Here is a 12,972-nt window from a genome sequence, read left to right as displayed (position 1 = left end):
CCCTGTACCTGTGACCCATCGCGCAACGCCCGCCGGGTGCGAGAACCACTGAACCTCCCGTAACGTGAGGGTTGGTCGTCGGCCCTCGGACTCGTCCGCTTCCTCGGGCCTCCCTCCCATCTCCTCTCCCCAAGGATGCTTCGTGACGTCAGTCAGCCCTGCCCTCGGCGGCGCCCCCGCCGCCGCGCATTCCCAGCAGCGCCCGATGGGCGTCCTCGAGGCGCTCCGTGACCCCCGCCGCCTGAAGACCGAGGTGCTCGGCGGCCTCGTCGTCGCCCTCGCCCTGATTCCCGAGGCGATCGGGTTCTCGCTGGCCGCAGGCGTCGATCCGGCCGTCGGCCTGTACGCCTCGGTCACCATGGCGATCTCCATCGCGATCGTCGGCGGCCGCCCGGCCATGATCAGCGCCGCCACCGGCGCAGTCGCCCTGGTGGTCGCCCCGGTCATGCACCAGACGGGCGACCTGAACTACCTGGTCGCCACGGTGCTGCTGGCCGGCGTGCTGCAGGTGGTCCTCGGCGCGCTGGGCGTGGCCAAGCTGATGCGGTTCATCCCCCGCTCGGTGATGACCGGCTTCGTCAACGCCCTGGCCATCCTCATCTTCATGGCGCAGATCCCGCACCTGTACGGCCAGGGCGTGGGTCCGCTGGTCTACGCACTGGTGGCCGTCGGCATCGTGATGTTGGTGGTGCTGCCGAAGATCACCACCGCGATCCCCGCCCCGCTGATCACCATCCTCGTCATCAGCGCCGTCGTGTTCTTCTCGGGCTGGAGCGTGCCGACCGTGGGCGACGAGGGCGAGCTGCCCGACTCCCTGCCCAGCCTGTTCATCCCCGACGTCCCCCTCACCCTCGAGACGCTGCAGCTGATCGGCCCCTACGCGCTGGGCATGGCGCTGGTGGGGCTGCTGGAATCGCTGATGACGGCGAAGTTCGTCGACGACATCACCGACACCCACTCGAACAAGACCCGCGAGGCCTGGGGCCAGGGCGTTGCCAACATCGTCACCGGCTTCTTCGGCGGCATGGGCGGCTGCGCCATGATCGGCCAGACCATGATCAACGTGAAGCAGTCCGGCTCGCGCACCCGGATCTCCACCTTCCTCGCCGGCCTGTTCCTGCTGATCCTGCTGGTGGCCCTCGGCGACATCGTGGGCCTGATCCCGATGGGCGCCCTGGTGGCGGTCATGATCATGGTCTGCGTGGCCACGTTCGACTGGCACAGCATCCGCCCCTCGACGCTGCGGCTGATGCCCGTGCCGGAGACCCTGGTCATGGTGATCACCGTGGTCGCCACGGTCGCCACCCACAACCTCGCCGTCGGCGTCATCCTCGGCACCCTGGCCGCGATGGTCCTCTTCGCCCGGCGGGTGGCGCACCTGGTGCGCATCGAGCCGGTGTGGGAGAGCGACATCGACGACGACGGCGCCCCGGAGATCCGCCGCTACCGCGTGGTGGGCGAGCTGTTCTTCGCCTCCAGCAACGATCTGGTCTATCAGTTCGACTATGCGGGCGATCCGGACGTCGTGATCATCGACCTCACCGACGCCGACGTGTGGGACGCCTCGACCGTGGCGGCGCTGGATGCCGTGCAGTCGAAGTACACCGACCGCGGCAAGGAGGCCCGCATCATCGGGCTGGACGGCGCGAGCCAGGAGCGCCTGGAGCGCCTGTCCGGGAAGCTCGGCGACGCGGTCTGAGGCTCAGGCCAGTCGCTCGGCCAACAGCTCCACGGACCGCTCCCCGCGGAAGGCGTGGCCGCCGTCGGTAACGACGAGCTCGGGAGGCGCGGCGTCGAGCGCCTGCCACACCGGGGGCAGCTGCGCGAACGAGGCGCGCGTCGCCTCGATCGGGAAGATCGGGTCGTGCTCACCCGCCTCCAGCACCAGGGGCCGGGGCGCGACGAGGGCGGCGATGTCCGCCATCTCCATCTCCGGCAGCAGACCGGGGATGATGTTGCAGGGGCAGTGCCGGATCGAGCACAGGCTCGCCTCGAACGAGGAGAAGTAGCTCGCGACCAGTGCGCCGGCGACCGTCGGGTCCACCGCCGCCAGCAGCAGCGAGACGGCCCCGCCTCCGGAGCCGCCCGCGACGGCCACCCGCTGCGGCTCCACCCCGGGCACCTCGCGCAGCGCCTGCACGGCGGCGCGGGCGTCAGCCACACGGTGGCCCATCACCGGCCGGCCGTGCAGCAGGTGGCGGGCTGCGTCGATGCCGCACGAGTTCTCGGTGTCCTCATAGGGTTCGGCACCGTCCGGGCGGGGGACGCGGCGCCGTCCGAAGCTGATCATCTCCGGGCACAGCACGGTCAGCCCGGCGCGCACCAGCTTGTGGGCGAGGCCGTCGTGGTACTCGTCGGCCGGGTCAGTGCTGACCAGGTCGTCGATGCCGCGGCCGTGGCCGGCCACCAGCACGACGGCGGCGCCCGTGGCCACCTCCGGAGCGGGACGCAGGAGGAAGGCGGGGATCACATCGCCCTCGGCCGTGCGGATCCGGACCTCCTGGGGTTCCGTGCCGCTCGCAGCGGGGAGATCGTCCAGATGCGGCGTTGCGGCGGGGGCCGACGTCTCCGGGGATGCCGCATCCCCCGTCGCGCCGTCGGCCGTCGCGCCGTCAGCCGCCGCGCCGTCGGCCGCGCTGCCGGCGCGGGCGCTGCGCCGGCCCTGGCGGTCCTCGAAGTGATCGGCGAGTCCCAGCAGGAAGCGCAGACGGCGGCGGGCGGTGGCGGCCTCGGCCGTCGCGGTGGTCTCCACGGTGGCCTCGGCGTCGGAGTCGGCTCCGGTCAGGGGCGGTTCCATGTCGTCGTCCTTCGCTGAGGTGGGATGCGGCGGTGCGTCAGCGGCTCGCGACGGCGCGGTCGAGCCGGCCCGAGATGTCCGCGAGGACGTCGTCGACGGGCTGCTCGGCCAGCTCCTTCATGAACGGCTCGACCTTCACCGGCCCGGTGTAGCCGGCAGCATGGACGGCGCCCATGAATCCGGCGAGGTCGATGACGTCGGTCTGGTACGGCAGGCGACGGTCCAGGTCCTGCTGCTGGTCGCGCTCGCGATCGCTGCGGGCATCGTTGATATCGACCGAGACGAGGTCGGCGTCGGTGAGGCCGACCAGGTCCTCGGCGCTCTCGCCGGCGGTGTACCAGTGGTAGCTGTCCAGGATCAGGCCGACGTTGCCCGCGCCGGATTCGGCGATCAGCTCCCGTGCCTCGCGCAGCGAGTGGATGAAGGGGAAGCGTTCGGTGGACCAGAACGTCTTCGGGCCGATGTACTCCAGGCCGATGCGGATTCCCGCCTCGGCCAGGAGCTCGGCGACCAGGGCGAGACGGCCGGCGAAGAGCCGCCAGTTCTCGCGGTAGGTGCGCTCGTCGTGCATCGGGCGGATCCAAGTCCCCACCCGGGTGACCTCGGCGGCCTTCAGCAGCTCGAGCGCGGCGGGCAGATCGGCGAGGGATTGGCGGAACTCCTCGGCGGGAGCGTCGAGGCCGATCGGCAGGCCGGTCATTCCCCACTCCAGGCCGCGCTCGCGCACCGCCGCGGCGTGCTCGGCCACAGCTGCGGTGCTGCCGAGCGACCGGAAGTAGCCGAGATCCGGGTCGACGCCGCCGAAGCCGTGCGTCGCGGCGAGGTCGACGGCGGTCGGGTGGTCCAGGGAAAGGCCGAGCGCGCCGGCCGAGAGATTCGAGAACATCCCGAAAGCCTATGCGGAATCGCGGGTCTGACCGTGATCCACGGCACGGAGTCCACGTCGTGGGACCGCGCGCTCGGCAGTGGCCGATACTCGCGCCGTGGGGCGTTCCCGCGGGAACGGCCCGTCGGCCGACAGACGTTCCCGCGGGAGGGTCCGCACGCCCCAGAAGCGTTCCCGCGGGAACGCTGCTGGGGCGTGCGATGCAGCCGGACGGAGGTCAGCAGCCTCCGTGAAGACGGCCCGGCGCAGGACCGAACTCGGGACCGGCCCAGGCATCGACCACACCGGCCACGTGCTGGACCTTGTGCTCGCAGGCCCGCAGCGTCGGCTCCCAGCTGGTGTCCTCGGCGAGTTGTTCGTCCTCATCGGCGTTGGCGTTGTACTCGGCCAGCAGGTCCACCTGACGATGGTTGACGAGGTTGCCCTCGGTGACGATGACCTCGCCGCGCAGGAAGGACAGGAGCTGCCCCGGTTGCGTGTCACCGGTGATGTCGAAGGCGTTTGCCTCGACCCACAGATGCGATTCGTGGCCGACCCCGAGTGAGTAGCCGTAGTCGACGGTCTGGTCGTCAGTGATGACGTAGTGGTTGTTGTAGACGTCGACCTGTCCCCAGCGGGCGCGCGGTGCCCGCTGGCCCACGCCCTCGTAGAGGTTGTGGTGGAAGGTGACCCGGAGCTTGCCCGGGTCCCCACGGTCGGCGCTGTCGGTCGACCCGACCAGGGTCAGCTTGTCGTGGTCGGAGAAGCTGTTCCAGCTGACGGTGACCAGGTCCGAGCCGTTGTTGACGTCAAGAGCACCGTCGTGCCGCTGGAAGGTCTGTCCGAAGTACGTCGGCAGCTTGTCGTCGGTCATCGGCTCGTCGGTGAACGCGTTATGGTCGACCCAGATGTTGGTTGCGCCGTCGACGATCCGCACGCTGTCGTACTCGCTGTTCCAAGCACCTTCGTCGCCGTCGGTGGGATCCCACGACGGGAAGCAGTCATAGGTGTCGGCGAGCACGAGGTTGCGGATGATGACATTGTGGACCCCGCTCACGGTGAGGTTCGCGCCGGTCAGCCCGGCGCCCTCCTCGGCGCCGATCAGCGTCGTGTTCGAGGGGATGCGGATGTCGACCAGGGCGCGCTGCTTCTGCTCGGCGGCCTCGCGGGCCTCCTCCATCTCACCGTCGGGCTTACGGTCACGGCCCCAGGCCTCGGGGTCGTAGGCTTCGAGGTATTCCTCCAGGGTGTACCCGGTGCCCTCGGCGATCTCCTCGCAGGTGAGGGGATCACCGTTCTCGTCGGCGTTGACCTCGATGGTGCCGTGGACCCGGATGATCACGGGCTCGTCCCCGGAGTCGGCGAGAGCGTTGACGAGCTCGGTCCGGGTGGAGACGTCGTACACGTGCTCCTCGTTCGCCTCGGCGCCGCCGGTGGTGCCGCCGTCGGCGCTGGCCCAGCCGTCGTCGTCGGGAAGGACCTGCCGGTCGGTGATCACCGGATCGCGCGGGTGCGTATCGGGCGGGCCGTGGGTACCGCCGGGGCCGGCCACGGCGGTGGAGGGAATCATCAGCATCAGGGCGGCCGACGCGGTCACGAGTGCGCGGGCCGTGCGCCGGGTTCGGGTGGATGTGGCCATCATGATCTTCCTTGATCTGTTGTGTCGGCTGCTGGTCTTCCCTGGTCAGAGGCGCGGATCCGATATCTCCCAGGGGCCGCCCGTGAGCTGGACGTCCTCGAGCCGGAGCGTGTCGTCGATCGAGCGCAGCGGATAGGCGGCGCGGTCACCCCCGGTGTCGTCCTCGTAGGCGTTCTCCAGCGTGAGGGCGGCGAGCACGACGTCCCGGGCGAACACGGTGACGGTCGCCCAGTCCGTGGCAGGTTTGCCGTAGGTGACCACGACGTCGGCGGGATCACCGGAGGCACCGCGGATCTCCAGGCCGTCGCACCCCGGCCAGACGGAGATCACCTCGCGGTAGATCCCGGGGTGGACGATGATCTCCACGGGATGGGGGCTGCGCCACGCGACCCCGACGGCGGCATGGATGGAGGAGACGTCACCGGTCCCGTCCTGGGAGACATGCAGGCGCCGCGGCGTGCGCTCCGTGCGCCCATGGGGGCCTGCATGCCGGGTGAGCAGGTCGCGCACCTGGTCGACGGGGTCGAGGTCGTAGTCGTAGTGGTCGGCGGGGTCGACGTCGATGCCCGTGTCCTCCCAGTCGCCCCAGGAGTCGGTGCGCAGGTTGCCGTTCTGCGCGACCCGGGACTGCTCGTCACTGGTGCCGATCGGGTTGCGGACGGCGTCGAACACGCTGTGCTCGATGAGCAGCTCGGTGGCACCGCGGGAGGCCATGCCGTACGAGCTGGCGCCCGCGATCCAGCAGTTGTACACGTGCCCGATCCTCACCTGATCGATGCTGCCGTTGCGCTGGTGGACGTTGGAGAACCGGTTGTGGTGCAGCGTCAGCGTGGTGACGAGGTTGTCGGTCCAGCCCACGCCGAGCGTCTTGTTGTGGTCGCGGAAGAGGGACCAGGACACGGTCACGTCGGTCGAGTCCTTGCGGATGTCGACCTGACCGTCGCCGAGCCGGGCGAACTCGCAGTGATCGATCCAGACATGGTGCGAGGTATCCACACGGATGCCGTCGTTGTCGTTGGTCTCGAACTTGCCGTCCCAGTCCCCCGCGACGAAGGAATCCCGGACGGTGAGGTTGCGGATGATGACGTTGGAGACCTCGAGCAGCCGCAGCCCGCCCCCGACGATCTCCGCCTCGCGGCCGACGCCGAGGATGCTCGTGTTCGCGGAGACGTCCGTGATGGTTCCGCTGGGGAACTCGATCGTCCCGCTCACCAGCACCACCGTCGGCTCGTCGGTCGCGATGGCTTCGGCGAGCGCATCCGCCGTGGTGACGGTGACGACGCGACCGCCGAGTCCGCCCGTGGTGCCCTCCGGCAGCTCGGGGGTGGGCACGGAGGCGAATCCCGTCGGCCGCGGCGACCAGACGCGACCGCCGCCGGCACCGGACCTGCCGGTGGGGACCCGCATCAGGGCCAGCACGCCATCCGGCGTGGTCGCGGTGGGCCGGGCGAGAACGGGAGCGGTGCCGGCGAGCACGGCGGCGGCGCCCACGGAGGCACCGGCCAGGGCAGGGAGGCTGCGGCGGGGAACTGACGGCATGATCATCCTTTATCGGTGGGGTGCGGCTCAGCCCTTGACCGAGCCGATGAGCGCGCCCTTGACGAAGAAGCGCTGGATGAAGGGGTACAGCAGCAGCATCGGCATCGTGGCCACGGTGATGACGGCCATCTTCACCGACTGCGCCGGAGGCACCACGCTCACCGAGGAGGCGTCCGCGTTGACACCGCTGGCGACGATGACGATCTGGCGCAGCAGCACCTGGATCGGCCACTTCGAGGAGTCGTTGATGTACAGGATCGCGTGCATGTACGTGTTCCAGTAGGTCACGGCGTAGAACAGGCCGATGGTGGCGATCGAGGCGATGGACAGTGGCAGCACGATGCGCGCGAACACACCCAGCTCGGAGCAGCCGTCGATCCGCGCCGCCTCCTCGAGGCTGTCGGGGATGCCCTGGAAGAAGTTCCGCATGATCACGAAGTTGAAGGCATTGACGGTCACCGGAAGGATCAGCGACCACAGCGAGTCCAGCAGCCCCAGCGAGGAGACCACGATGAAGGTGGGGATCATGCCGCCGCTGAACAGCATGGTGAACACGACCAGGAAGTTGATGGTTCGGCGCCCCAACAGGTACGGCTTGGCCAGGGCATAGGCCATCAGCGCCGTGACCACCAGGCTGAGCAGCGTGCCCGCTGTGGTCACGAAGACCGACACTCCCATCGCACGGAAGATCGTCGGGGTCGAGAGGATGTAGCGGTAGGCGTCGAGGGTGACCTCCCGCGGGATCAGCAGGAAGTTGGTCGTGGCCAGCTCACCGGGGCTCGCGAAGGAGCTGCCGATGACGTGGACGAACGGGATCAGGCAGATCAGGGAGAAGCCGCTGAGGATGATCACGTTGATCACCCGGAATATCTGCTCCCCCGTGCTGAGGCGGCGCAGGCGCGGCCGGCCGTTTCGGCGTGGCGGGCGCGTGGCCAGGACGGCCTTGCTCCCCGCGTCGGTGGGAGGGCTGGGTGGTGCGGTGGTCATGAAGGGCTCCCATCCGTGAGCGGGCGCAGGGCGAAGAGGGCGGCGGTCGCGAAGAAGACGAACGCGAGCGGGAACAGGATCAGCTGGCTCCCCAGCAGCAGGACCAGCCCCGCGGCGAAGAACCACCAGCCGGTGGTGCGGCGGGTGGGCAGCCGACGGGCGAGGAAGAGCCCGGCCGTCGACAGCAGCAGCACCACGATCAGGGTCGCGCCGAACCAGGCTCCGAGGACGCGAGCCGCCTCGAACGCCTCCTGCGGGCCCATGCCGTGATCCGCGCCGAGCAGGGAGGGCATGACGTCGCGCTCGAAGGTCGCGGCATCCACCCCGTTCATGACCAGGCAGAAGCCGCCGAGGCAGAGAATCGCCAGCGCCATCCCGACACCGGCGATCCACATCTCGGCGGTGCGACGGCGGAGCCGGCGGGACTCATGCAGAACCGTCATCGCTCCCCCTGACCTCCAGCTCGAGACCCTCGCAGGCGTGTGTGGACACCGCGGCCCCGTCGGCGCCGGCCACCCGGACCCGGCTGAGCTCGCCGCCCCGCACGAACCCGAGCTCGATGCCGGATCGGGTCCGGGCCTCCACGGCGAGCGCCATCTCGGGCGCTCCCGGCCGCGGATCGGCGGCGAAGGTGACGTCGAGGTCGTCGAGGGTGACGTTCTCGAGGGGCGCCTCGGGCAGTCCGAAGAGGTGACCCGCCGAGGCGTGGACGTTCCTCGCGGTGACATGTGCGAGATGGAGCCCGCGGATCCGCGGGGTGCCCCCGTCGACGGCGCGCGCGGAGCGGTCCCCCACGTGGGGCTCCTTGCCCTCCGGCCCGCAGAAGTAGAAGGGGTTCACCGTGATCGGGCACAGCACGTCGTCCATGACCACGTTGGTCACCCGCACGTCCTCGATCACTCCCCCGCGCACTCGGCGGGTCTTCAGACGGATCCCACGATCGGTGCCCTGGAACACGCAGTTGCTGATCACGACGTTGCGGACGTCGCCGCTCATCTCGCTGCCGATCACCACCCCGCCGTGACCGCGGATCATGGTGCAGTTGCTGATGACGATGTTCTCGCAGGCGACGCGGTCCGGCGTGTGCTCGGTGCCGGCCTTGATCGCGATGCAGTCGTCGCCCACATCGATGTGGCAGTCGCTGATGCGCACGTTGCGGCAGGACTCCGGATCGATCCCGTCGGTGTTCGGCGAGTCCGCAGGGTTGCTGATCCGGATGCCGCTGATGGTGACGTCGTCGCACAGGGCGGGGTGGAGCGTCCAGGCCGGGGAGTTGCGCAGCGAGACGTCCCTGATCGTGACCCGTTCGCAGCCGTGCAGGCCGATCAGGGTCGGGCGCGGATGCTCGAGGTCGCCGCGCCGCTGCCGGAACGTCTCCCACCAGGTCGCGCCGCCCCCGTCGACGGTTCCCAGGCCCGTGATCGAGACGTCCCTCTCCCCGTGCGCGAACAGGCACGGGGAGTGGACGAGGCCTGCCGTGCCTTCCCAGCGCGCCTCGACGGCCGGGTACAGCGCGGGATCCGGGACGAACTGCAGCAGCGCGCCGGCCTCGAGGTGCAGATCGATGCCCGAGCGGAGCCGGATCGCTCCGGTGCGGTGGGTGCCCGGGGGCACGCGCACCTGACCGCCCCCACGGGCCGCCGCCCGGTCGATGGCGTGCTGCAGCCATGTGGTCGCCAGCTCGGCGACGGGCGGTTCGGAGATGTCCAGGGTCGACACGAAGGGACCTTTCCCGATCGGTGGAAGGAGCGGAGGGGAGCGCGGCGGAGGCGAACCGTCAGCCGTTGACGGCGTCGTAGGCCTCGGTGTACTCGGCGATGATGTCGTCCAGGCCCTGGGAGCGCACGGCCTCGATGGCGGCCTCGTAGTCGCTCATGGAGGTCTGGCCGATCATGAAGGTGTTGTAGGCGTCGTTGAGCGCCTGCTCGATGGTCGCCCACTGGTTGTCGTACGTCGGGGACGTCAGCGACTGCGCCGGGTTGGTGATGGCGTACTCGGCGTTCTCGTCCATCATCTCGTTCGCCTGGTTCACGTACTCGTCGGACGACTTGTAGATCTCCACCAGGTCCGACGGGCGTGAGCCGTTGTAGGGCTGGACCTGCTGCTCCCACAGGGGCTGATCGATGATGGTCACCACCCCGTCGTCATCCATCTCGTAGTGCGTGCCCTCGATGCCGTTGGTCATGAGCTGGAAGGCGGGCTCCTCGAGCAGCTCGTCGATGAGGGTCAGCCCGCGGGCGAGGTCCTCCTCGGAGGTGAGCGACTGGGTCGAGAAGCACATCAGGCCGCCCATGCCCCCGCCGGTGTCCGAGACGATCCGCCGCGGCACGTCCGCATAGGTGATGTCGTTGATGAGCGTCCACGACACCTCGGTGTCGGGGTTGATCGACTCGGCGAGCGCCACGTAGTTCTTGGCCTCGAACAGCCCGGTGACGACGATGCCGCCCTTGTCCTGCGCGATCGCCTGCTGCTGGTTCTGCTTCTGCATCGTGATGAACTCCTGGTTCACGCCGCCGGCCTCGTAGACCTCGCGGTACCACTGCATGGCCTCCTTCCAGGGGTCGGTGGTGCAGGCGGGGACGATGTTGCCGGCGTCGTCCAGCTGGAACTTGTCGCCCGCGCCGAAGTAGCCGGCGAGCGATCGGAAGCCGACCAGGAAGCTCTCCTGACGGTCGATGAACCCGGTGGCCGCGGCGCCGGTGCCGGTCGGGTCGTCCTCGGCGAAGGCCTTCGCGACCTCGCCGAGCTCCTCGATGGTGTGGGGCACCTCGAGGCCGAGGCGGTCCAGCCAGTCCTGCCGCACCAGCACGCCGTAGCGGGCGAGCGGCTTCTGGAACGGCACGCCGTACAGCGCACCGTCCAGCCGTGCCCCCTCGAGGGTGTCCGGGTTGATCTGGCTGAGGTTCGGATAGTCGGCGAGGAACTCCTCGACCTCCCAGAACAGTCCGGAGCTGAGTGCGTCCCGGATCGACGGCATCGCCAGCTGGTTCAGGGACGTGATGTCGGCGACCGAGCCCGAGGCCAGGGCCGCGTTGACCTTCTCCTCCTTGGAGGCGTCCGGAACCCACTGGAACTGGAAATCGGTCCCCGTGTGCTCGGTCAGCGCGGTCATCACCGGGCCGTCCGCCTGCGGCGTGGACGGGGTGTGCAGCATCGACATCCAGGTCAGCGAGCCGCCACCGGCGCCGGCCGAGCCGCCGCCGCTGCTTCCGCAGGAGGACAGGGCGAGGGCGCCGGTGGCGGCCAGAGGTGCGGAGGACAGGAGAGTTCTGCGAGTGATCATGCCGGGGTTCCTTTCGGGAGAGACGACGACCGCTCGGCGGTCTTCGTCGGGCGAGGCGGGGACGCGTCGGTGCGCTCCGCCGGGTGCGCTGGCACGCGCAGCACGGGGTGGGGGTCGGCCTCCGAGGAGATCTCGAGATCACGGAGGATCCGCCGGCAGACGGCGGCGAAGACGAGGGCGGGCAGGGCGATTCCGAACATCACCAGCAGCGGCGCGGCGAAGCGCAGCATCAGGCCGTAGCCGACCAGCACGGTGGTGGTGGCGATGATGGTCCAGTGCAGCGAGCCCACCCCCAGCAGCAGGGCGCTGCTGAGCTGTGCACGGATGCCGGTCACGTCGAGGGCGGCCATCACGAAGAACACGTAGGCGCCGAGGATCCACAGCACGGCGGCTGCCGCGAGGTTCGCCGCCCTCAGGTACCAGTCCGAGAGGCTCAGCAGGTTGACCAGGATGACGGCGCCGGCGAGCAGGAGGACCGCCCCCATCACCACGGGGTGCCACCGCAGCTCCCGGGCGTACCGGAAGAAGGTCGGGGCCACCGGCGGGGTGGTGCCGTCCCGCAGCCAGTGATGGAGATACTTGGCCAGCGCGTAGCTCGCCGGACCGAAACCCACGAGACCGAGACCGGCCACGGTCACCGCGATCCACAGGATGTTCAGCCAGGCCAGGCGCCAGAGCCCGGAGAGCCGGCGGTTCAGGGCCACGAACTGCTCGAAACCGAACATCAGTACACCCCTTCCTCGCCGATCCGCTTCGCCAGCGAGTTCACGCCCATCACGAGCACGAGCCCCACGAGGCCCTTGAACAGGCCCACTGCGGTCGCGAAGCTGAGCTGGCCGTTCTGGATGCCGGCGGTGTAGACGAAGGTGTCGAAGATTTCGCCGACCTCACGGTTCATCGAGTTCAGCAGCAGGAACATGTGCTCGAACCCGAGTTCGAGGAAGTCACCGATCGAGAGGATGAACAGCACGATGATCGTGGGCCGGATGGCAGGCAGGGTGACGTGCCAGGTCTGCTTCCACCGGTTGGCGCCGTCGATCTCGGCGGCCTCGTAGAGCGTCATGTCGACCGCGGTCAGGGCGGCCAGGTAGACGATCGTCCCCCAGCCCGCCGTGCGCCAGACGTGCTGGAACACGTACATCGGGCGCAGCCATTCGGGATCGGTGAGGAAGGCGACGGGCTGCCCGCCCAGCGAGGTGATGAGGTTGTTGATGGCCCCGCCGTCGGTCGTGAGCAGCACGTAGAACAGCGACACCACGATCACCCACGACATGAAGTGGGGGATGTAGATGATCGTCTGCACGCTCCGCTTGAAGAAGCGTCCGCGCAGTTCGTTCATCAGCAGCGCGAGGATGATCGGCACCGGGAACGAGATGAGCATGAGCAGCCCCGACAGCACCAGGGTGTTGCGCAGCAGCATGAAGAACGTGTCCTGCGTGAACAGGCGGACGAAGTGCTCGAAGCCGACCCAGGGGCTGCTGAGGATCCCCAGGAACGGCTGGTAGTCCTGGAACGCGATGATCAGACCGCCCATCGGCAGGTACTTGAACACCAGGAAGTAGACGATTCCGGGCAGTGCCATCAGGTAGAGCACCCGGTGGCGCCAGAGCATCGCGGCCAGCGATCTCTTGCGCGCCTGTACGGCCGCCTTTCCCGCAGGGGGCTCAGGCACGGTTGCGGCGAGCACAGGAGACGAGATCCTGGGGTCGCGTACGGGGTCAGCCGCCATTGGCCATCCTTGTTCGTCGTCGAAGCACGGGCGGGGAACAGTCGTGTGAAACCGGTTCCCCGCGGTCTCCCCAGTGTGAGTGGCGATCTCCCGGCTGTCAACGCTGCGGGCGAACAAGATTCTGGGCAGCCTG

Annotated in this window: 11 protein-coding genes; 1 reads left to right on the top strand and 10 read right to left on the bottom strand. The window is 69.1% G+C overall.

Annotated elements, in window-relative coordinates:
- Window positions 1-205 precede the first annotated feature (205 nt).
- Window positions 206-1,699 carry a SulP family inorganic anion transporter gene (locus AC5020_RS00210; RefSeq protein WP_377018612.1) on the top strand — a complete coding sequence of 498 codons (1,494 nt, stop codon included), beginning with the start codon at window positions 206-208 and terminating at the stop codon, window positions 1,697-1,699.
- 3 nt (window positions 1,700-1,702) lie between these two features.
- Here AC5020_RS00210 and AC5020_RS00205 read toward each other — a convergent pair whose 3' ends face one another.
- From AC5020_RS00205 to AC5020_RS00160, 10 genes are all read right to left on the bottom strand, one after another.
- Window positions 1,703-2,797: a dienelactone hydrolase family protein gene (locus AC5020_RS00205; RefSeq protein WP_464986731.1), complete on the bottom strand. Its 1,095-nt coding sequence runs from the start codon at window positions 2,795-2,797 to the stop codon at window positions 1,703-1,705.
- A gap of 37 nt (window positions 2,798-2,834) precedes the next feature.
- On the bottom strand, window positions 2,835-3,683 hold the full coding sequence (locus AC5020_RS00200) for a sugar phosphate isomerase/epimerase family protein (RefSeq protein ID WP_464986730.1): 849 nt from the start codon (window positions 3,681-3,683) through the stop codon (window positions 2,835-2,837).
- A gap of 217 nt (window positions 3,684-3,900) precedes the next feature.
- A complete protein-coding gene (locus tag AC5020_RS00195) occupies window positions 3,901-5,304 on the bottom strand; it encodes a pectate lyase family protein (protein WP_464986729.1) in 1,404 nt (467 codons plus the stop codon).
- 42 nt (window positions 5,305-5,346) lie between these two features.
- The gene (locus AC5020_RS00190) at window positions 5,347-6,840 is read right to left on the bottom strand and encodes a pectate lyase family protein (protein ID WP_464986728.1); all 1,494 of its coding nucleotides are present in this window, start codon (window positions 6,838-6,840) and stop codon (window positions 5,347-5,349) included.
- 27 nt (window positions 6,841-6,867) lie between these two features.
- Window positions 6,868-7,827, bottom strand: coding sequence for a carbohydrate ABC transporter permease (locus tag AC5020_RS00185; RefSeq protein WP_377018499.1), 960 nt, complete (start codon window positions 7,825-7,827; stop codon window positions 6,868-6,870).
- A complete protein-coding gene (locus AC5020_RS00180) occupies window positions 7,824-8,270 on the bottom strand; it encodes a hypothetical protein (RefSeq protein WP_377018497.1) in 447 nt (148 codons plus the stop codon). Before AC5020_RS00180 ends, AC5020_RS00185 begins: the two co-directional genes overlap by 4 nt.
- Window positions 8,254-9,546, bottom strand: a complete 1,293-nt coding sequence (locus AC5020_RS00175) for a glycoside hydrolase family 28 protein (protein ID WP_377018496.1) — start codon at window positions 9,544-9,546, stop codon at window positions 8,254-8,256. The genes AC5020_RS00180 and AC5020_RS00175 overlap by 17 nt, the downstream gene beginning before the upstream one ends.
- Window positions 9,547-9,604: 58 nt before the next feature.
- Entirely contained in the window at window positions 9,605-11,110 is a 1,506-nt protein-coding gene (locus AC5020_RS00170) for an extracellular solute-binding protein (RefSeq protein WP_377018495.1), read from the bottom strand.
- Window positions 11,107-11,835, bottom strand: coding sequence for a YesL family protein (locus tag AC5020_RS00165; RefSeq protein WP_377018494.1), 729 nt, complete (start codon window positions 11,833-11,835; stop codon window positions 11,107-11,109). Before AC5020_RS00165 ends, AC5020_RS00170 begins: the two co-directional genes overlap by 4 nt.
- Entirely contained in the window at window positions 11,835-12,782 is a 948-nt protein-coding gene (locus AC5020_RS00160) for an ABC transporter permease (RefSeq protein WP_377018493.1), read from the bottom strand. The genes AC5020_RS00165 and AC5020_RS00160 overlap by 1 nt, the downstream gene beginning before the upstream one ends.
- Between the last annotated feature and the right edge of the window lie 190 nt (window positions 12,783-12,972).

The sequence above is a fragment of the Brachybacterium sp. SYSU DS0246 genome (assembly GCF_059391765.1).
This window is presented reverse-complemented; position numbering and strand designations above follow the sequence as displayed.